Origin of the sequence: Rhodococcus sp. WAY2 (assembly GCF_009859915.1) — a bacterium.
GTDB lineage: Bacteria > Actinomycetota > Actinomycetes > Mycobacteriales > Mycobacteriaceae > Rhodococcus_F > Rhodococcus_F oxybenzonivorans.
Genome location: NZ_CP046573.1, coordinates 355,372 through 375,579, shown reverse-complemented (window position 1 = coordinate 375,579; position 20,208 = coordinate 355,372). Strand labels below are relative to the sequence as shown.

Sequence of the window (20,208 nt, the reverse complement as noted above, 5' to 3'; positions counted from 1 at the left end):
CCCTCGCGGGATGAAGTTCCCGGTCCGGACATCCACGGCCGCACCCGAACCGACCCCCGCCGGGGCGAGAGTCCGATCGGTCCTCCACCCGCGGAGCTGCGGGCCGACCTGCACGAGCCGATTACTATCCTGCGTAGTATTTCGGCGGCGGTGTGCACGTGCGGTGGACTGGCCCGACAGGACTGAAAAACGAAGTGACAGGAAGGCCTCCTCCGCGTGAGTGCAGTAGACGACAGGAGTGCGCGGCCCGCCGGCCGCGCCGGTAACCGCGCCGCACCGAAGGTGCTCGGCTGGGCGGCGATCGCGGCGCTCGTCGCGGCGGCGCTGGCGCAGCTGTCGACGGCCGAGGCGCTGCGCTTGCTGGGCTTGCCGGACCCCGGCCCGATCACCACCTACGGGTTGCCGGCGGTGATGGCGTTCGGTGAGGCGGCCGCGGTCGTCATGGTGGGTTCGTTGCTGCTCGCGACGGCGCTGGTACCGCCGCAACGATCCGGGGTCCTCGACGTCGACGGATATCTGGCGGTGCGCACAGCCAGTGCCGCCGCGATGATCTGGGCGCTCTGCGCGGCGCTGCTGGTACCGCTGACCCTGTCGGATACCTCGGGCCAGAGTCTGGGGACCGTGTTCGCCGATCCGGGCCCGTTCCTGCGGGCAATCGCCGACCTCGAGGTTCCCCAGGCGTGGGCGTGGACCTGCCTGCTCGCACTGCTGGTCGCGGTGTCGAGCCGACTTACTCTGCGGCACAAGTGGACACCCCTGGTGCTGGGGATGGCGATCGTGAGCGTGCTGCCCCGGGCGCTGTCCGGGCACTCGGCCGCGGGCGGGGCCCACGACGTCGCCACCAACAGCCTGATCCTGCACATCGTGGCCGCCGCGCTGTGGGTGGGCGGCCTGGTCGCCCTCGGGCTCCACGCGGGGCGCGGCGGGGCGCATCTCGACGTCGCGGCCCGCCGGTTCTCGGCCCTCGCGCTGAGCACGTTCGTCGTGGTGGCGGTGTCCGGGGTGATCAACGCCGCGGTGCGGGTGCCGCTGATCGCGTTGATGACCAGCGCCTACGGCGTGATGATCGTGGCCAAAATGGTGGCCATGGTCGTCGTGGGTGCCGCGGGGTGGCGGCAGCGCACCGTCGCGGTGACCGCGCTGGAAAACAATCCCCACGATCGGACGGCGTTCATCCGGCTCGTGGTGGTGGAGTCGGTCGTCCTCGCGGTGACCCTCGGCATCGCCGTCGCGCTCGGGCGGACCCCGCCGCCTGCCGGTGAGCGGCGCGAGCCCACCCCGCTCGGTGAAACCCTCGGCTACGACCTGGCCGGAGCACCGTCCGCGGCGCGCCTGCTGATCGACTGGCGGTTCGACCTGTTCTTCGGCACCGCCGCGATCCTGTTGGCCGCGGTCTATCTGCTCGGCGTGCGGCGGCTACATGCGCAAGGCCGCCGATGGCCGGTGCGGCGCACCGCCAGCTGGGTGACCGGGTGTGTGGTGCTGCTGCTGGCCACCTCCTCAGGGATCGGACGCTTCGCCCCGGCCGTGTTCAGCGTCCATATGGGGGCGGTCACCGCCCTCGGGCTCCTCGGCCCGCTGCTGCTCGTGCTCGGGGCGCCGCTGACCCTCTGGGCCAGGACCGGGCGCCCCGAGCCCGCCGATGTTCCTGGGATCCGGGCCTGGTCGCGGACGTTTCACCGCAGCGCCCCGGTGCGGGTGCTCACCCAGCCGGTCGTCGCCGCGGTCCTGCTGGTCGGCGGGTTCTACGTCTTCTACCTGGGCGGCGTCTACGACGCGGTCGCCGGTTCGCATACCTGGCACCTGCTGGCGAACGCGTATCTCGTGACCGCCGGATTGCTGTTCTTCTGGGTCGCGGTCGGGATCGATCCCACCCCGACACCGCGCTCCGCGCGCTCGCGGCTGATCCTGGTGCTCGCCGCGGCCACCGCCTTCGCCGGCTTCCTCATCCTGGTACTCGGATCACCCACGGTGATCGCCGCGGAGTACTACACCACCCTGCGCCGCGGTTGGTTCGACGATCTCGCAGCCGACCAACGACTCGGCGTCGCCGTGGCCCTGGGAGCCGCGGTGGTCGTCTTCACGGCGGCGGCCTCGATCGCGGCCCGCCGGTGGCTGACCTCCTCGGCCGACGTCACCGACCCGGCCGGGCAACCGCGTCCCGCCGACCGATGATGCTCGACCGGTCGGCCCCGGTGAGCGGGTCGCCACCGGTGGCCTCCAGCCGGATCACGGCGCGCTAACGGGCACGAACCTGGAACAGAACCGCCTGGGCACCTCGACCGACTTCTTCCATCATCGTCATTTCCCGGTTATTATCGTCGTATGACGATCAATAGTGCGGGCGGTTGCCTCGCCTCCCGAGGAACCGAATCGAACCTGGATGCGGCGGTGGCGTTGTTCCACAGCCTCTCCGACGGCACCCGGTTGGCGATCGTGCGTCGCCTCGCGGACGGGGAGTCGCGGGTGGCGGATCTGGTCGGTGAGCTCGGGTTGGCGCAGTCCACGGTGTCGGCGCACGTGGCCTGCCTGCGCGATTGCGGCCTGGTGCAGGGCCGCTCGCAGGGCCGGCAGGTGTTCTACTCGCTGACCCGGCCGGAGTTGCTGGATCTGCTCGCCGCCGCCGAAACCCTCCTCGCGGCCACCGGGAACGCGGTCGCGTTGTGCCCGAACTACGGCACCGACACCGGTACGGAGGTGACACCGTGAGTGATGCCTGCGGCTGCGGCCACGAGTACCCCCGCCCCGAGGGCGAGGAGGAACACGAACCCGACAAGCTGTGGCAGATCACCGAGATCCGGGCCGCCGCGATAGCCGGGGTGCTGCTGGTCGCCGCCCTGATCGTCGGCTGGACAAACAGCTCGCACCCGGTCGAACTGACCCTCGAAGCGCTGGCACTGCTCGTCGCCGGCTACACCTTCGTCCCCTCCACCCTGAAAAGGCTGGCGCAGGGCAAGATCGGGGTCGGGACCCTGATGACGATCGCCGCCGTCGGCGCGGTCCTGCTCGGTGAGGTCGGCGAGGCCGCGATGCTCGCGTTCCTGTTCGCCATCAGCGAGGGGCTCGAGGAGTACGCCGTCGCCCGCACCCGCCGCGGCCTGCGTGCCCTGCTGTCCCTGGTTCCGGACACCGCCACCGTCCTGCGCGACGGCCGCGAACAGGTCGTCGTCCCAGCGGATTTGGCGCTCGGTGAACTGATGATCGTCAAACCCGGGGAGCGGATTGCCACGGACGGCATCATCCGATCCGGCCGTACCGCCCTGGACACCTCGGCGATCACCGGGGAATCGGTGCCCGTCGAGGCCGGGCCGGGCGCCGAGGTGTTCGCCGGCTCGATCAACGGGACCGGGGTCCTCGAGGTCGAGGTCACCGCCCGGGCGGAGAACAACTCGCTGGCCAAGATCGTGCGGATCGTCGAGGCCGAGCAGTCCCGCAAGGGTGAGGCGCAGCGCCTGGCCGACAAGATCGCCAAACCGCTGGTTCCCGGTGTGATGGTCGCTGCGGTGCTGATCGCCGCGATCGGCAGCGTGTTCGGCGATCCGCGGGTGTGGATCGAACGTGCCCTGGTGGTGCTGGTCGCCGCGTCTCCGTGTGCGCTGGCCATCGCGATCCCGGTGACGGTGGTCGCCGCGATCGGTGCCGCGTCCAAGCTGGGGGTGTTGGTCAAGGGCGGCGCCGCGCTCGAGGCGCTGGGCCGGATCCGCGGGATCGCCCTGGACAAGACCGGCACCCTGACCCGCAACCGCCCGGAGGTCATCGACGTGACCACCACCGGCGGCGTCACCCGCGGCGAGGTCCTCGGTGTTGCGGCCGCTTTGGAGGCCCGCAGCGAACACCCCCTCGCCGCTGCGATCCTCGCCGCCGTCGACGAGTACGCCCCGGCCGAGGACGTCGATGCCGTTCCCGGTGCCGGCCTGACCGGGCACATCAACGGTGTCCCCGCCCGGTTGGGGCGGCCCGGCTGGATCGACCCCGGACCCCTGTCCGGGGATATCGAGCGGATGCAGCACGCCGGGGCCACCGCGGTCCTGATCGAGCGCGGCGGCCTTCTGATCGGGGCGGTCGCGGTGCGCGACGAGCTGCGCCCCGAGGCCCGCGAGGTGGTCACCGGGCTGCGCCGCGGCGGTTACCAGGTGGCGATGCTCACCGGTGACAACGCGCGCACCGCACAGGCTTTGGCCGCCGACGTCGGAATCGACGAGGTGCACGCGGACCTGCGCCCGGAGGACAAGGCCCGTATCGTCGCCGATCTGCGCACCCGGCGGGCGACGGCGATGGTCGGCGACGGTGTCAACGACGCCCCCGCCCTGGCCACCGCCGATCTGGGCATCGCGATGGGCGCGATGGGCACCGACGTGGCCATCGAGACCGCCGACGTCGCCCTGATGGGTGAGGACCTGCGGCACCTGCCCCAGGCGTTGGCGCATGCCCGCCGCTCTCGCCGCATCATGCTGCAGAACGTCGGCCTGTCGCTGGCGATCATCACCGTGCTGATGCCGCTGGCCCTGTTCGGGGTCCTCGGCCTGGCCGCCGTGGTCCTGGTGCACGAGGTCGCCGAGATCGTGGTCATCGCCAACGGTGTCCGGGCCGGCCGCGCCCGCGCCCTCACCGACCCGGAAACGGCCGCACCCGTACCGGTTCCAGCCACCACCGCCGCCCACCCATGACCCGTACACCGGTGTCGAGGGCACGGCGACGACGTCTCGTCTCGAGTCCGCTCGACGCCTGCTCTGCCCAAGCGAAGGAGATCACGTCATGACCGCGATGCCCACCGTCATCCGTACCGCTTACACCGCCGAGATGGCCGCCGCCCGCACCACCACCGACGACACCCAGCGGTGGGCGCACCTCGAACAGGCACACATTCTGTCCCAGCCCTATCCGTGGCCGCACACCCGCAACCACCTCGCCATGCTCGCCCTCGCGCTGCGCCAGCACGACCGCCGCGAGGCACTCGGCCAGGTGGTGCGGATCGTCGTCGCCGCCCCCGGCTCGGCGTTGGGCCGCTACCCCGAGGGCAACACCGGCCGCACCCGCGCCGGGCTGAGAACGCCGATGCCGATCCCGACGGACCTGGCCGACACCCTGGCCGCGGCCCGCTGACCCCCAGCTGCCTCTGAGAAGGCAGGGCAGCACCCAGCGTCCAGCCGTGGTGAGGACCACCACATCCGAGCCAGGCGTGGCACCGGGCAGCTGGTGAGGTTGGTTAGGGTGTGCCCATGTTCCGGTTGCCCTGTTTGCCCGATTCCCCGGTGTCGCTGTGGCGGGGCGCGCGGTGAGCCGCGGGATCCGTTGGTCGGTGGCGCTGGTGGTCGCGTTCGCCGTGGGCCTGGGGGTGTTGTTGCTGGTCAACCGGTCCGACTCGGCGCCGGTTCCCGCCGACGGTGCGGCGGCGGCGGTAGTGCGCCCGGACAGTCACCGACTCAACACGGTCGCCGACGGCAAGGCCACGTTCGTGGAGTTCCTCGACTTCGAATGTGAGGCCTGCCGATCGGTGTACCCGGCGATCGAGCAGCTGCGCACCGACTACGGCGACCGGGTCAGCTTCGTCGTCCGCTACTTCCCGCTGCCCGGCCACTTCAACGCCGAGCGGGCGGCCCGGGCGGTCGAGGCCGCCGCGCAGCAGGGCCGGTTCGAGCAGATGTATCAGCGGATGTACGAGACTCAGGCCGAGTGGGGTGAGCAGCGCACCCCGAAGGACGAGGTGTTCCGCGGATACGCCGCCGACCTCGGCCTCGATCTGGCCGCCTTCGACGCCGCCTACACCGATCCCGCGACCCTCGACCGCATCCGCGCCGACGTCGCCGACGGGGAAGCGCTCGGGGTGCAGGGCACCCCGACGTTCTTCCTGAACGGCGAGAAGATCGAACCCACCAGCTACCAGGATCTGACCGATGCTCTCGACGCCGCCCTCCGCTAACCCCGCGGCTACCGATACCCCAAAGGCGCTGGCCGCAGCGCCGCCCGGCCCGGGCGGTGATGCGGCGCCGTTCTCGCGGTCGCTGCCGTGGCTGCTGCTGATCGGCGGGCTCGTCGGCCTCGCGGCCGCGTTCGTGCTCACCATCGAGAAGTTCGCCCTCGCCGCCGACAGTGCGTACGTCCCGTCCTGCAGCCTCAACCCGGTCCTGAACTGCGGCTCGGTGATGGGCACCGCGCAGGCGTCGGTGTTCGGATTCCCCAACTCGCTTCTCGGGATCGCCGGCTTCGCCGTCGTCGCTGCGACCGGGGCTGGGTTGCTGGCCGGTGCCCGGTTCGCCCGCTGGTATTGGCTGGGCCTGCAGGTAGGTGTCACCGCGGCGGTGGTGTTCGTGCACTGGCTGATCGTGCAAAGCCTCTACGTGATCGGCGCCCTGTGCCCGTACTGCATGGCGGTGTGGGCGGTGACCGTGCCGATCTTCTGGTACGTCACCCTGCGTAACCTGCACCACGGCACTCTCACCCGACCGGTACCGGCGGCCGTGGTGACCGCGAGCGGAAACGGGGGTTCCCCCCTGAATGAGGACATCGTGAACACTGGGTCGTGAGGGCCCAGAGGAAGAGATGTCACCAATGGTCATGAAGGCGTACTCGGCGGAGTTCAAGGCCGATGCCGTCGCACTGTATCTGTCCGATCCGAGCCACACCTTCGACGGCATCGGCAACGACCTGGGAGTCAGCCGCGAGACTCTGCGCAACTGGGTCCGCGCGGAACGCAAACGCACCGGTATCTCCACGGCTGAGCTGCGGGCCAATGGGGCGGCGCGGCCGGCATCGCGGGCAGGCGAGGTATCGTCCGAGTCCGTGTTGGAGGAAGAAAACAAGCAGCTTAAGGCCCAGATCCGGAAGCTCGAAACCGAACGGGAGATCCTGCGCAGGGCCGCGAAATATTTCGCGGGCGAGACCAACTGGTGAGCCGCTTCCAGTTCGTCGACGACCACCGCGACACCGCTCCGGTGAAGTGGCTGTGCCAGATCCTCGAGGTGTCCCGGTCCGGCTTCTACCGGTGGCTTGCCGCCGCACCGGCCCGTGCTGAACGCGCCCACGCCGACGAGGAGCTCGCGACGCGCATCCGCGCCATCCACGACGACTTCGATGGCACCTACGGGGCCCCACGCATCACGGCCGAGCTGCGCGATGTCGGGATCGAGGTCAATCACAAGCGGGTGGAACGGGTGATGCGCGAGAACGGAATCGTCGGGGTGCACCTGCGCAAGACGGTCCGCACCACGGTCCCCGAACCCTCCGCGACTCCGGTGCCGGACCTGATCCGGCGCGATTTCACCGCGAGCGCACCGAACACCAAGTACGTCGGGGACATCACCTACCTTCCGGTCGGTGACGGGCAATTCCTGTACCTGGCAACAGTATTGGATCTGAACTCGAAACGGCTGGCGGGTTGGTCGATCGCCCCACACATGCGCACCGAGCTGGTCACTGACGCGCTGCGGGCGGCGGCCGCCGCCCGTGGTGCCACCGGTCTCGACGGGGCAATATTTCACAGCGACAACGGCGCCCAATACGTCTCGCAGAACTTCGCGGATGTTTGCCGCGAGCTGGGAGTGACCCGGTCGCGAGGCGCGGTCGGAACGTCAGCGGACAACGCCGCCGCCGAATCGTTCAACGCGACGTTGAAACGGGAGACGCTCCAGGGCCGGAAGCGCTGGAACAGCGCGGGTGAGGCCCGCGCCGCCGTCTTCCGTTGGATCACCCGCTACAACACCAGAAGGAGGCACTCCACTCTCGGCCAGATCTGTCCGATCGACTTCGAGCAGCGATCGGCTACGCTGGCCACCGCCGCATAAGAATTGGTGTCCACATCTCGGGGGGAAGCCCCAACCACGTTCTTCCCCTGACGGTTTGGGTGCTGAGTGTGGCCGGGTTGGTCGCCTACCGGTTCTGGTCCTACTGGTCCACCCTGCTCTGACCGCGTCCAACAGCAGCGTTGACCGAGACCAATTCGCCACTCAAAATTCCTTAACCCAGGTCCAGGCGCCGGCTTCAAGCACGATTCGGTGGCACAGGACACAAGACAAGGGCCTCGCCCGGCGGAAACGTCAGGGTTGCGCGATACGCGATGTCGTCATCAGGTGGTGAGCGTCCCGCTGAAGATTGTCGCGCCGAGCCGGGTGGCATGGTCGAGGGCGACGACGGTACCGCCGACCTGCGGATGCTCGCCGGTCCAGGACCGGGCGGTCGCCTCATCGGTGAAAAACTCAGGGAGGTGCAGCACGTGTCCGCGGACGGACCCTGCCCGGCCATCGCACCGACGAACACCACCAACGGTGGCCGGGGTCGCGGTGGCGCTCTCACCGCGCACGGTCACGGCGATCCGCTCACCGGTCACCGGATCAGCGGATTCGATCACCGCCTCGGTGCCGAGCATCGCGGACATCCCCAGCGCATCGACCGCGCACATCGCGTAGACGGTCGTCTCACCCCCGACGCGTACCCGGTGCGGGGTCGGGGAGGCGAGAACGGATACGCCGACGCGATGCGCCCGGCAGGGTTGAGCCGAATCACGTCCTCGGCGTGCAACCGGTCCAAAACCCGCCGACCCGACACACCGAATTCGGCTGCCACCGAGTCCAGTTCGACATCCTCGGGCGCTTCGCCGCGATCCGCGAACGCCCGCAGAATCGCATGATGAACCGCCCGGTCGGCCGGAGTGTCCGGTCGCGCAGCGCCGCGCCATCCACCCAACCCGGACAACGGGGATTCCCCCGCAGCATCCGCCGGGCAGCAGTCGCCCCGGCCATCCGCGGGCTGGCCGGCCTCGCCTGCCGCAGCCAGGTGCAGCGCCTGCCGCAGTGCCACCACTGAGGGCGCGCCACCGGAGGGATAGAGCCGGCAGGACACACTCGGCACCGACCCGGGTTCGGCGAACGGGTCCACACCGTCGACGAGCAGGGTGGGTGAGCCCGTCATTCCAGCGTCGGTAGCGACCGCCGGGTCATCGATCACCCGATGCGAAATCTCTACCTTGGACTGCTGATCTGCCAGAACCTTCTCGAGCCGTTGCTCGAGCAACGCCACGTTGGGGCAACCCGGAACCTGCAGGATTTCCAACCTCATCGGTCATCTCCTTCGGTGTGCAGGGTGTGCAAGAGGGGGCAGCACCGGTCGGGCCGTGGCCGTTCGCAGGTGGCGACGAGATCGGCGAGGGACCGCTGCATGCGTTGCAGGTCGGTGATCTTCTCAGCCAGCTGAGCCAGCTTGGCCTCGGCGAGTTCTCGGGCCGTGTCGCAGTCCTCCGGTCCGCCTTCGGCCAGTTGCAGCAGGTCCTCGATCTCGTCGAGGCTGAAGCCGTGCCCCTGAGCCCGTTTGACGAATCGGACCACGGTCACAGCGTCGGCCGAGTACGCCCGATGCCCGGCCGGCGACCGCGGTGGCGGCGCCAACAGGCCGCGGCGTTCGTAGTACCGCAGCGTCTGCACATTCACCCCGGTGCGGGCGGCGACCTCACTGCTACGCATGCCACCATTCTCAACCCGGTACTCGACTATCGAGTCAAGCCGCAGGAGTCGTCGCCGGCCTCGTCGTTCTCCCACGATGCCTCGCTCGGTCGGATATACCATCACGCCATCTTCTATGTCCGGACGGGCATAGACGTGCGCGGGCGCGAATACCGCACGCTTCGAATACCGCCGCTAATGTTGCGGACACCCTGAAGTCAATCCCCGTGATGGGCGTCACGATTCCTCGGCGGCACGGGCAGATGGGTGTCGACGAGCAAGCCCGCCACCCCGGCCGCCGCGCAGACCGTGGTCACCACCATCAGTGCCGGATTCGTCTGCCCGGTCAACGCGTCCCCGAGTAACACCACCGCGACCGTGCCCGGCAGAGTCCCGACCAGGGTGGCGGCGGTGTAGGGCAGCAGGCGCACCGCGGAGAGCGCGGAGCAGTAGTTGACCAGTGCGAACGGTGCCGGGGCGATGAGTCGCAGGGATCCGACTGCGAGCCAGCCCCGCCGGGCCAGCCGGGCATCGATGGCTTGGATTGCGGGGTGCGTCAGCCGCGCTTGTACGGCGCTGCGCCCGAGCGCCCGCACCAGCAGGAGCGACAGCACGGCGCTGACTGTCGTGGCGGCGATCGTGACGGCGACCCCGGCGGCGGGACCGAACAACAGCCCGGCGCTGAGGGTGAACACCGTGCGCGGCACCGGGGCGATCGTCAGCACCGCCTGGGTCAGGAAGAACACCAACACGAACGCTGTGCCCATCGATTCCGCCCAGTCCCGTATCAGGGAGATCGAGGGGCGGGGCACGAGTGCGGCGGCCACTGCCAGCAGGGCCAGCAGGGCCAGCAGGGCGAGGACTCGGCGAGCGCGGAGGATCTTTGGCACACATAGGTTTCCGCGCCGCAGGGATCTGGTGGAGGTGTCGCTGGCGGAGGGGCGCGAGCCGGCATCGTCGCCGTGTGTCAGCTCACCACCTGAGTCGTCCACCGCGGCGGTGTAGGCGGTGTAGGTCCGCGGAACCCAGGAAAGTGGGGTCACGCCAGCGCACTTCCGGCCATCCACTGATCCCAGGGCACACTCCAGTCGCCGTTCTGCCACAGCTCGAGCGGTGCCCCGCCGGTATTGCGGACTTCGACGATGTCGCCGGGGACGGAGAAGTCGTAGAACCATTGCGCGTGGGCTCGGCTGAGGTTCAGGCAGCCGTGGGAGACATTGGTATTGCCCTGCGCCCAGACGGTGTCCTCGAGTTCGTGGAGGTAGATGCCGTCGTTGCTGATGCGAGTGGCGTAGTTGATTGTTTCCTTGTAGCCGAGGCGGGAGTTGACCGGGAGCCCGTAGGTCGAGGAATCCATGATCACCGGGTTGGCCTTGTCGATGACGGTGTAGATGCCCGGCTGGGTCCAGAACGTCAGGGTTTGCCCGTTGATGGTTTCGCTGCCGCCCATGCCCATCGAAGTGGGCATGGTGCGCACGACTTCCCCGTTGTTGGTGACCGTGATCTGTTTGGTGATGTCGTCGGCGACGGAGATGTGGGCGTCGCCGATAGTGAACGACGTGGCGGCATCCTCCTGACCGAACAGGCCGCCGCCGAGGTCGACGCCGTAGACGTTGGCACGGGCGGTGACCGTGGTGCCGGGGGTGTAATAGTTCTGGGGCCGCCAGTGCACGTTCTGATCGTCCGCCCAATGCCAGGAACCCTGCACCGGCGGAGAGGTTTCGACGGTCAGCGTTTTCTCGGCGGCGGCGCGGTCGGTGATCGGCTCGTCGAAGTGGGTGACGATGACGATCCCGATGCCGAAGGTACCGCCGTCGGTGAGGAGGTTGCCGCCCGAGGTGACGAATGTTGGTTTGGTGAGGTTGCCCGGTCGCACGGTGGAGAAGGTGCTGGTCCCCTCGGTGCGGGTGCCGTCGTCGTGGCGTGCGGCAGCGGTGATGGTGTAGGTCCTGCCGTAACCCAAAGGGATACCGGGTTTCCAGGCGATGCGGTCGGGGGTGAAGATGCCCTCGATGACTCGGCCTTCATCGTTGGTCATCGTGACCGATTCGAGGGCCCCACCGGTGGACTCGACCGACACCGGGTCCGCGGGGTTGACGGTGTCGGCTCCATCAGCGGGGACGAAAGTGATCGTGGGGGCAGCCGGGGTGGCCGGATTCGCATCGCCGCTCGGGCTGGATGATCCGGTTCCGGACGGGGCGCAGGCGGCCAGAACTGCGATCAGGATCGCCAGGGCGAGCAGGACCGGGGTCCGACGTGGTGGGCGAGTGTTCATGGGGTTCCTCCATACCGGCGAGGCGGCGGCGAAGCGGGGGGCCGAGAAAAAAATGGGGTGCACGCTGCGTAGGGGAAGGAGGGTGGGACCGGAAAGGGACCGCGGTCCCACCCCCATCGGGCTAGTTCTGTTGCAGCAGTGCCTGCATGGTGGTGATCTCCGCCTGCTGGGCGGCGATGATGTCGGTAGCCATTTGCTTGGCGTCGGCGTTTTCGCCGTCGGCCAGCTCGGTCTGAGCCATCTCGATCGCACCGGTGTGGTGTTCGATCATCATGTTCAGCCAGGCGGTGTCGAAGTCGGCGCCGCTCTTGCCGGCCAGATCGGTCATCTGCTCTGGCGTCATCATTCCGCTCATGCCGCCGTCGGCCGCGGCGCTGGTGCCGCCGTGGTTCATTCCGCTCATGCCGCCGCTGGCGTCGGTGGAGGGGGCAGTCAGGCCGCGCTGCGCGAGCAGCGCGGTCATCTGTTCCATTTCCGGTCCTTGGGCTGCGGCAATGTTTTTGGCTAGGTCGAGTACCTGCGGATTGGTGGTGCGCCCCTCGACCATGTTCGCCATCTCGACGGCCTGCGCGTGGTGGGGATACATCATCTGCAGGAACATCACGTCGGCGTCATTGAAGGCGACCGCACCCGTGATGGTGGTGGACGAGCTCGACGTGGTGCTCGCGGCGGTGTTAGACATTTGACTCATGTCGTGTCCGCCGCCGCTGTCGTCGCTACAGCCGGCGAGGACCAGGACTCCGGACACGGCTGCGGCGGACAGGGCGACACGGGCACGGGGGGAACGCAAAGACCACATGGATAGGACTCCTCGAAAAGGTCGGTGTGTGAAAGGTGAAGCAGGCGTGCATGAGAGACGTCTGCGTGGGTGACCCACCTGAGGTGGGACACCTGTCACACCCGCAACACCGACAGCTGCGCGAGGGTGGGAGTTGTCCACGGCGGCGCCCGGCCGACATGGTGACGGAGCAGGGCCCGCAGGCGGGCCACCGCGGTCTGCCCGGTGGTGGCGGTGGCGTACCAGCGGGCGAGGACCAGCGCCGCGGCGATCGTCATTACGGACATGCACAGATGCAGGCCCCTGTGGTCGCTGCAGTCGGTGCCCTCACACCCGGTCCCGGCCAGTACGACGGGAATGTCCCCGAGGGCCACCGGCACCGCGGCCGCGGCGTGCGGGTGCGCGTGCCCGGCGGAAGCTGACGCTGATGAGGTGGGATGTGCGGCCGAGTGGTCGAGCAGGGGTGAGGAATGCATGAGGAGCACACCGAACAGCACCGCCACGACGGCGGTCACCCGCAGCAGTTGCTGCACCGTCGGTGTCGTCCCCAGCACTTTCACGACCATGATGTTACTGACCCCGGCCCGGTGGCCGACGCGGTGAAGGCACGACCGAGTCACGGTGTCGTCGGGACGCCGCCGGCCGGTTGCGGGCCGGGTGGCGTCCCGACCTGATGCGATCGCCCGCCGCTCATTCCCCGCCGGGTTCCGGGTAGAGGAATCTGCGGGTGACGAGATGTTTGGTGTCGGTGAGCGTTTCCTCGCTGATCCGGCCGGCGGCGTCGAGGGTGAGCAGCACATTCATCCCGGCGGCCGGGTAGCCGAGCGCCAGTCGCACAGTCCCATCCGGGTGCGGCAACCGGACCGCCAGCGGGGCGGTGCCATCGGCGTAAGGTTCCTGCGCCAGGAAGAAGTCGGCGGGCAGGTTGAGTCGCTGCGGTTCGGGCGCGGCGGTGGTGGTGTCGCTGGTTACCGACTCGTACACGGTCAGCTCGCCCTCGGCGCGGGTCGCGGCGACGGCGCGGGCGAGGTTGTCGCCGCCGGGGGCGGTCGGCCAGGGCACGAGCAGACTGACAGTGTCGCCCTGCCAGCCCGCCGCGGCCACGCCGAGGGTGAGCACGTTGTCCCCGCCCTGCCAGGTGGCCGGTGCGACGAAACATCCCGGCCCGCACCCGCGCAGGGCGAGGGCACTGTCGCCTTCCACGGCGGCGATCCGCCCCGACAAGGTGAAGTCCTGGCCCGGTTCGGGGGCGTAGTAGTCACCGCGCCGCGGAGTCGACAACCGCACCACCAGTTGCCCGTCGCTGGCGGCGACCGATACCCCGACCTGCCCGGCGAGGGTCCCCAGCGGCAGGACCGGACCGTCCGGCGGCGGGGGACCGGGTTGCTGGGAACTGCCGGCCGGGGTGGTGGAGACCAGGGCGGCGCTGGCCGCCAGGACCGCGACCAGCAACACGCTCTCGGCCCGAACCCGATTCCGCACCGCGGGGAGCCGTTCCGGGGTGCGCAGCGCCCACCGTGCCGCCAGTGCCACCGCTGAGGCGGCGGCGACCAGCACCAGCTTGACCACCAGCACCTGACCGTAGGCGGTCGACAGCAGGGCCGAGACCGGGATCAGCTGCAGGGCAGTGACGGTGCCGGTGGCGACCACGACCAGGAAGGTCCACGCCGCTAGCCGGGTGTAACCCGCCAACACCCACCGCACCGCGGCCCGTTCGCTCCACCAGGCCAGCACCGCGCCGGCCGTATGCAGCAGGGCGCCCACCCAGATCGCGGCGGCCGCCACATGGATCGCGGTGAGCGCACCACCCCACCCGGGTGCGGCGATATTGGCGTGCGAGCGCACCCCTTCCGCCGCGATCACCAGCACCAGCGGCACCGCCGCCCATCCCCGGCGACCGGCAAAGGCCAGCGCGGCGGCCAGCACCAATCCGGCGGCCTCGGTGAGCAAGACCAGGCCGGCACGTTCCTGCCACAGCACACTCACCGTGTCGGTGGATGCGGCCAGTGCTGCGCCGAGTCCGAGGACGCCGGCCAACCCGAGGAGGGCGCCGGCCGGCACCGGGGACCGCACCGCCGGGAGCGCCGGATTCTCGCGTCGGGCGGTGGTGGTGACGCGCTCGGCGACCAGGCCACCGAACGCGAGGGCGAGCCCGAGGAACAGCAACCACCGCAGCACAGCATCGGTCCACGACGTCGACTCGCCGTCGCCCGCGCCCGCGTCATCGGTCAGGGCGAGACCGACCGCGAACCGGAACTCCTGCTCGACGAGATCGCCGTCGGCGCCGGTCACCAGCCAGCGCACGGTGTAGGTGCCCGGTGCCAGCGCATCGGCCGGGCGGGCGGTGAGAGCCCGTCCGCCCCGTACGGATTCGGCGACACCCATCGGCACCGTTCGGCCGTCGCTGCCGGTGACGACGACCGCGGGCGCCCCGGGAGTGACCGGCTCGTTGAACATCAACGTGATCGTGGGTGGGGAATCGGCGACCGCGGTGTCCGATCCTGGGTCGGTGAACAGCAGGGTGGGATGGGCGTTGGCCGGCCCCGCCCCGACGCCCGTCATCATGGCGAGTGCTGTCAGGGCCAGCAGAATTATCAGGCTACGGAGCAGTGGTCGGGCGGGGGTGGGCATGCCGGTTCAGTTCAGGGTGTAGAGCGCCTGGGAGGTGGCGGCGTAGGCGGTGTCGTAGTTGGCGGCGGTCAGCGCGTCGACGGTGCCGACCTGGGCGCGTTTCTGCCAGTCCTGTCCTCCGCGGCTGCGCCAGGCGTACCCGTCGACGTCGATGCCCCACAGCGCATCCCCGGCGCCGGCAATCATCACCAGCTGCGGGGCGTCCGGCACGGGCGAGAACGTGCGGGCGGCGGTGGTGCTGTGTTCGAGGCCCGCCGGGGTCACCGCCCATACCCCGTTGTCGTTGATCGCCAGTGCGGCGGCGACCAGTTTCGCGCCCGGCGTCCAGGTGGTGCCGGCGTCGGTCGACACGAGCAGCCCATCGGTGCCGTCGAATCCGACCAGGATGCGGCCGTCCGTGCTGAGGGCATGAAAATCGACCTGCCCGGCCAGGGAGCGGTCCATCCAGCTGCCGCCCCCGTCGGTGCTGCTGCGCAGCCCCAGCGGGTTGGCGGCGAAGCTGGACGGCCCGGGGTGACCGGAGGCGAACAGGTTGTCGGTGTTGGGTACACCGGTCAGTCCCATGAAGTCGTCGTCGGAGCCGCCGACGCGGGAGGTGGAGCCGGAGGTGTCGATGGCGAAGATGCCCGTGTGCGTGCCGGCCAGCACGGTGCCGTCCTTGCCCACGTGCAGTCCGTGCAGGTGGGACAGTTCGGAGCTGAAATCGACTGCCGGCACGGAGGTGTCGGGTGTCGTGGGCTCGTCGGCCCCAGAGGTGCAGCCGGTGAGCAGTAGCAGAGCGGCGGCGGTGGGCAGCAGGGTGCGGGTGATCGGGTGGGCAGCCATCTTCGGGTCTCATTCTGTACGTGAGGGGAGGGACGGGGAATCAGGGGCGCATCGACGGTCGCCACATGGCCGGCCTCGTATGCCGGTGCGGGGAGAGGTTATTCGGTGTAGGACAGGGTGGTCATCATCCCGGCCTCGCCGTGATAGAGGTTGTGGCAGTGCACCAGCCACTGGCCGGGGTTGTCCGCGTCGAGGTCGACCTCGACGCTCTGATTCGGCAGCACCAAGGTGGTGTCCTTGCGGGGACCGGCGCCCTGGCCGTCGACGACCTGGAAGGTGTGTCCGTGCAGGTGCATGGGGTGGAACATCATGGTCTGGTTGACGAACCGCAGCCGCACCCGTTGACCCTGGGTGATTTCGAGTGGGGTGTGCTCGCCGTAGGTGGCGCCGTTGATCGTCCACCGATACCCGGACATGTCCATCCCCAGCATCAGCTCGTGCACCCGGTCCGGGTTACGGCGGTCGAGTCGAACATCCTCACGCGAGCGCAGCGTCAGGCCGGTGATCGGGGGTGCGTCGAGCTCGGCAGTGCGGATGACCGGGTCGAGTCGTCCACCGGCCCCGGTGCGGATCACGGCGAACCCCTGCCCCTGCTTGCCTTCCGCGGAGGCGACGAGGGGGAAGACCCCGTCGCCGAGTGTGACGATCGCATCGAAGCGCTCGCCCATGCCGATCAGCAGCGAGGACCCGGTGACCGGCTGCACGGGATATCCGTCGCTGTGGGTGACGGTCAGCTGATGGCCGCCGACCGCGACGCGGAACGCGGTGTCCGCGCCGGCGTTGATGATCCGCAACCGCACCCGTTGCTCGGGTCGGGCCCGCACCGTGAACGGGTCGGCGCCGAGGGTGCCGTTGATCAGATAGTAGGGATAGTCCACGTCGCCGGTGTCGGCGCCGAGCGGGTTTCCCGGATCGATCTGCGACCCCATGCCCATCCCGGTCATCCCGCCGTGGTCCATGCCCATGCCGTTCATCGGCATCCCACCGCGCCGCAGGGCGTCGAGTTGCCGGTCCGGGGTTGCGCCGGCCACCCCGTCGAGCCAGTCATCGAGCACCAGGACGGCCTCGAGGTCGTAATCGGCACCGTCGGCGGGATCTTCCACGATGATTGGGGCGTAGAGGCCCCGGTCGAACTGCATCCCGACATGGGGGTGGAGCCAGTGGGTACCGGCGTCCGGGGCGAGGAACTCGTAGGTGAACGGGCTGCGGGCGGGGATGGCGGCCTGGGTCAACCCGGGCACCCCGTCCATGTCGTTACGCAACGCGAGACCGTGCCAGTGGATGGTCGACTCGGCCGGCAGGTCGTTGCTCAGCTCGGCGCGGAGCAGATCGCCGCGGCGCAGCCGGATCTCCCGGCCGGGAATCCGGTCGCCGTAGGCCCAGGTATCGACCTGGACCCCGCCCAGGTCGATCCGGGTCGGCCGAGCCTGCAGCGAGGCGGTGACCGTGTTCCCGGTCCCGATATTGGCTTTGCGGACCTGCTCGGCCGCCCGCACTGCCGTCGAGTCGGGGCCGACGGCGTGCGGCGCCGGTGCGGGGCCGCCGCCCCTGCTGCACCCGACCGCGGTCGCTGCTACCCCCAGACCGGCCAGCGCCAGAAAGTTCCGGCGCGACAGGCGGGCGGCGCCGGGAAACGGTTCGATCATGCACAAACTCCTGTTCGAGCGCAGAGGGCGGCACGGGACTGTCGCCGACAACCCCACCCAATCTACGTAGTTGCATAGTAGATGGGGTGAGGGTCGGTGTCTGAGCAGGGCGGGCACCCCGGCGGCCTAGGTCGCGGCCGGTATCTCGTCGGTCTCGGGCAGCGCCGGTTCGACCGGCGGTGGGGAGAGTCGGGCGGAGCGGTCGAGTAGATACAGCGCGGCCACACAGACCGCCCCGACACCGGTCAAGGCCACCCAGATCAGCGCACCCAGGTCCGCGTCGCGCAGGATCCCGAAGACGGCGCCGGTGCCCAGGTTGCCGAGCAGGATGCCGAGCCCGACGACGGTGTTGTAGAAGCCGTAATGGGTGGCCACGAGCCGGCCGCCGGAGAGGGCGACGACCGTGTCCATCTCGAACGGAAACACCGCGGCGGTGCCGACCGCCAACAGGGCGGCGGTCAGTACCAGGGCGCCGGCGGCGGCCAATCCGCTGGCGGTGGCCGGGCCTGGCAGCGCGATCAGCGGCACGAATGCCACCGCCATGATCGCCATGCCGACCACCAGGGACCGCCCCGAACCCCACCGGCGGGAGAACCAGGCGGTGATCCGCAACTGCCCGGCGATGGCCACCACCCCCGAGACCACGAACAGCGAGGTCACCAGGGCGGTGTCGGACCGGTCGTCGCCGACCACCACCGCCGCCTGCAGCGGCAGCGCCAGATAGATCTGGAAGGAGAGCACATAGGACCCGATCATCGCCAGCGCGAACAGGACGAAGGGCCGGTTGGCGACCACCAGCCGCCAGTCCTCGAGTACGGACGTCTTGGCCGCGGCCGGTTCGGTCCGGTGCGCGGGCAGTGCCCAGATCTGCACGATCGTCAGCACGGCGAAGACGGCGGCCGCGGCCAGTGCGGTGACCCGGAAATCGAGGGTGGTCAGGGCGAGCCCGATCAGCGGGCCCAGCAGAATCCCGGCCTGATAGAACACGTTGAAGGTGGCGAACGCCTCGACCCGCCGGGGCCCGGCGTCGGCGGCGAGATATGCCCGCACCGCCGGGTTGAACAGTGCTCCGGCGAATCCGGTGGCGACCGAGGCGAGCAGGATCGCCGGCAGTGATTCCACGGCCGCGAGCAGCACGAACCCGGCGACCCGCAGCAGGCAGCCGGCCACGATGAGAGGTTTGTAGCCGAGGCGGTCGGCGAGGGTGCCGCCGAGCAGGAACATCCCCTGCTGGGAGAAGTTCCGCATACCCAGCACCAGTCCGACCGCCCACGCCGCCAGTCCCAGGGGTCCGGCCAGGTATCCGGCCAAATACGGCATCAGCATGTAGAAACCCACGTTGATGGAGAACTGGTTGACCATCAGGACCTGGGCGGGCCGGTCGAAGCTGCGGAACTGGGTCAGAAGGTTCTTCATCACACGCTCTCTGTGGGATCGACGACGGTGGCGCACCGGGTCCAGGACTGCACGATCTGGTCGGTCGGGTGGTCGATGGTGGCCGGCTCCGTCGGTGGGTTCGCGTTCAGCAGGCCGTGCTCGGCGCAGTAGTCGTCGTTGTAGATGGTGTCGAAGTAGCGCTGCGGGCCGTCGGGGAAGACGGCTGCGACCCGGGTGTCCGGAGGGCTGGTGCGGGCGATCCAGCCGGCGGTCAGGGCGACGGCGCCGACGCTCCAGCCGCCGCTGGCGTGGTGGGTGGCCGCCAGGGTGCGGCACGACCACACCGCTTCGTGTGGGGCCACCCAGTGCACTTCGTCGAACGCGGGATAGTCGATGTTGTCGGGATAGATGCTCGAGCCCAGTCCGCGCATGAGCCGGGTACTGGCGGGTTGCCCGAAGATGGTCGATCCGACGGTGTCGACGCCGACCAGTTTCAGGTGGGGGTAGAACCGGCGCAGCACCCGGGCCACACCGGCGGAGTGCCCGCCGGTGCCCACCGAGCACACCAGCGTGTCGACGCGGCCGAGCTGGGCGATGAGTTCGTGCGCGAGCGACTCGTACGCGGCGACGTTGTCGGGGTTGGTGTACTGATCCGGGCACCACGACCCCGGATGGGCGCCGAGGAGCTCACTGACCTTCTCACGCCGGGCCTGCTGCCAGCCGCCGGTGGGGTGGGGGGTGGTGACCAATTCGACGTGGGCACCGTAGGCGGCGAGCATCCGGTGCACGATCGGTTCCAGACCGGGGTCGGTGACGAGGGTGACGGGATGGTGATGGGTGATCCCGGCCAACGCCAGGCCCAAACCCAGGGTGCCGCTCGTGGATTCGATGATCATCGCACCGGGGGCGAGGTCGCCGCGGGCCCTCGCCTTCTCGACCATGTGCAGGGCGGGGCGGTCCTTCATCCCGCCGGGGTTGCTGCCTTCTAGTTTCGCCCAGAAACCCCGCCCGGCGTCGGCGAACGGTTCACCGATCCACAACACGGGGGTGTTGCCGACCATGGTGCTCGGTTGCGGGCACCGGTGAGCGGCGGCCGGCAGGGGTGCAGCGGACGATGGTGGAATCAGGGTGGTGGGAACAGCACTGTTCATGATGAAAAAATCCCTGTATGTGACTGCGACAAGAGCAGTGGGTGAGTGATGGGCAGCACGAGCTGGGCCACGAGGGGAAGTCCTCAGATGGCCT

19 protein-coding genes are annotated in these 20,208 nt (G+C 69.5%); 7 read left to right on the top strand and 12 right to left on the bottom strand.

Going from position 1 to position 20,208, the window contains the following annotated elements:
• The first annotated feature begins 216 nt into the window (after nt 1-216).
• The 7 genes from GFS60_RS31775 (at nt 217) to GFS60_RS31745 (ending at nt 7,781) form a co-directional block, all read left to right on the top strand.
• Nucleotides 217-2,175 (top strand): cytochrome c oxidase assembly protein, encoded by a 1,959-nt coding sequence (locus tag GFS60_RS31775; RefSeq protein ID WP_159928178.1) that lies wholly within the window; start codon nt 217-219, stop codon nt 2,173-2,175.
• Nucleotides 2,176-2,325: 150 nt separating this feature from the next.
• Nucleotides 2,326-2,709, top strand: a complete 384-nt coding sequence (locus GFS60_RS31770) for an ArsR/SmtB family transcription factor (protein ID WP_159928176.1) — start codon at nt 2,326-2,328, stop codon at nt 2,707-2,709.
• A complete protein-coding gene (locus tag GFS60_RS31765) occupies nt 2,706-4,667 on the top strand; it encodes a heavy metal translocating P-type ATPase (protein ID WP_159928174.1) in 1,962 nt (653 codons plus the stop codon). The genes GFS60_RS31770 and GFS60_RS31765 overlap by 4 nt, the downstream gene beginning before the upstream one ends.
• Before the next feature lie 88 nt (nt 4,668-4,755).
• Nucleotides 4,756-5,103 (top strand): DUF3703 domain-containing protein, encoded by a 348-nt coding sequence (locus tag GFS60_RS31760; RefSeq protein ID WP_159928172.1) that lies wholly within the window; start codon nt 4,756-4,758, stop codon nt 5,101-5,103.
• Between the two features lie 172 nt (nt 5,104-5,275).
• On the top strand, nt 5,276-5,920 hold the full coding sequence (locus GFS60_RS31755) for a DsbA family protein (protein WP_159928170.1): 645 nt from the start codon (nt 5,276-5,278) through the stop codon (nt 5,918-5,920).
• Nucleotides 5,895-6,524 carry a vitamin K epoxide reductase family protein gene (locus GFS60_RS31750; RefSeq protein ID WP_159928168.1) on the top strand — a complete coding sequence of 210 codons (630 nt, stop codon included), beginning with the start codon at nt 5,895-5,897 and terminating at the stop codon, nt 6,522-6,524. Before GFS60_RS31755 ends, GFS60_RS31750 begins: the two co-directional genes overlap by 26 nt.
• A gap of 25 nt (nt 6,525-6,549) precedes the next feature.
• Nucleotides 6,550-7,781, top strand: a protein-coding gene (locus GFS60_RS31745) for an IS3 family transposase (RefSeq protein WP_159927925.1) whose coding sequence is annotated in 2 segments (ribosomal slippage) — nt 6,550-6,871 and nt 6,871-7,781 — 1,233 coding nt in all. Because the reading frame shifts where the segments join, the coding sequence is not laid out codon by codon here.
• Between the two features lie 281 nt (nt 7,782-8,062).
• Here the strand turns inward: GFS60_RS31745 and merB are convergent.
• The 12 genes from merB to GFS60_RS31685 all read right to left on the bottom strand — a co-directional run bounded on the left by merB (nt 8,063) and on the right by GFS60_RS31685 (nt 20,114).
• The gene (merB, locus tag GFS60_RS39460) at nt 8,063-8,395 is read right to left on the bottom strand and encodes an organomercurial lyase (RefSeq protein ID WP_236603592.1); all 333 of its coding nucleotides are present in this window, start codon (nt 8,393-8,395) and stop codon (nt 8,063-8,065) included.
• Nucleotides 8,341-9,051 (bottom strand): hypothetical protein, encoded by a 711-nt coding sequence (locus tag GFS60_RS39455; RefSeq protein ID WP_236603591.1) that lies wholly within the window; start codon nt 9,049-9,051, stop codon nt 8,341-8,343. The genes merB and GFS60_RS39455 overlap by 55 nt, the downstream gene beginning before the upstream one ends.
• Nucleotides 9,048-9,452, bottom strand: a complete 405-nt coding sequence (locus GFS60_RS31730) for a MerR family transcriptional regulator (protein WP_159928166.1) — start codon at nt 9,450-9,452, stop codon at nt 9,048-9,050. The genes GFS60_RS39455 and GFS60_RS31730 overlap by 4 nt, the downstream gene beginning before the upstream one ends.
• Nucleotides 9,453-9,649: 197 nt before the next feature.
• Nucleotides 9,650-10,321 (bottom strand): TVP38/TMEM64 family protein, encoded by a 672-nt coding sequence (locus GFS60_RS31725; RefSeq protein WP_159929083.1) that lies wholly within the window; start codon nt 10,319-10,321, stop codon nt 9,650-9,652.
• Nucleotides 10,322-10,470: 149 nt separating this feature from the next.
• The gene (locus tag GFS60_RS31720; protein WP_159928164.1) at nt 10,471-11,706 is read right to left on the bottom strand and encodes a L,D-transpeptidase; all 1,236 of its coding nucleotides are present in this window, start codon (nt 11,704-11,706) and stop codon (nt 10,471-10,473) included.
• A gap of 121 nt (nt 11,707-11,827) precedes the next feature.
• Entirely contained in the window at nt 11,828-12,505 is a 678-nt protein-coding gene (locus GFS60_RS31715; RefSeq protein WP_159928162.1) for a DUF305 domain-containing protein, read from the bottom strand.
• A gap of 95 nt (nt 12,506-12,600) precedes the next feature.
• Nucleotides 12,601-13,050, bottom strand: coding sequence for a DUF6153 family protein (locus tag GFS60_RS31710; RefSeq protein WP_159928160.1), 450 nt, complete (start codon nt 13,048-13,050; stop codon nt 12,601-12,603).
• 124 nt (nt 13,051-13,174) lie between these two features.
• Nucleotides 13,175-15,115, bottom strand: a complete 1,941-nt coding sequence (locus tag GFS60_RS40000; protein WP_159928158.1) for a copper resistance CopC/CopD family protein — start codon at nt 15,113-15,115, stop codon at nt 13,175-13,177.
• Nucleotides 15,116-15,121: 6 nt separating this feature from the next.
• The gene (locus tag GFS60_RS31700; RefSeq protein WP_159928156.1) at nt 15,122-15,940 is read right to left on the bottom strand and encodes a F510_1955 family glycosylhydrolase; all 819 of its coding nucleotides are present in this window, start codon (nt 15,938-15,940) and stop codon (nt 15,122-15,124) included.
• A 98-nt stretch (nt 15,941-16,038) separates the two neighbouring features.
• Nucleotides 16,039-17,586, bottom strand: coding sequence for a multicopper oxidase family protein (locus GFS60_RS31695; protein WP_159928154.1), 1,548 nt, complete (start codon nt 17,584-17,586; stop codon nt 16,039-16,041).
• 126 nt (nt 17,587-17,712) lie between these two features.
• Nucleotides 17,713-19,002 carry an MFS transporter gene (locus GFS60_RS31690; protein WP_159928152.1) on the bottom strand — a complete coding sequence of 430 codons (1,290 nt, stop codon included), beginning with the start codon at nt 19,000-19,002 and terminating at the stop codon, nt 17,713-17,715.
• Complete coding sequence (locus tag GFS60_RS31685; protein ID WP_159928150.1) at nt 19,002-20,114, bottom strand: PLP-dependent cysteine synthase family protein; 1,113 nt, start codon at nt 20,112-20,114, stop codon at nt 19,002-19,004. Before GFS60_RS31685 ends, GFS60_RS31690 begins: the two co-directional genes overlap by 1 nt.
• Nucleotides 20,115-20,208: the final 94 nt, after the last annotated feature.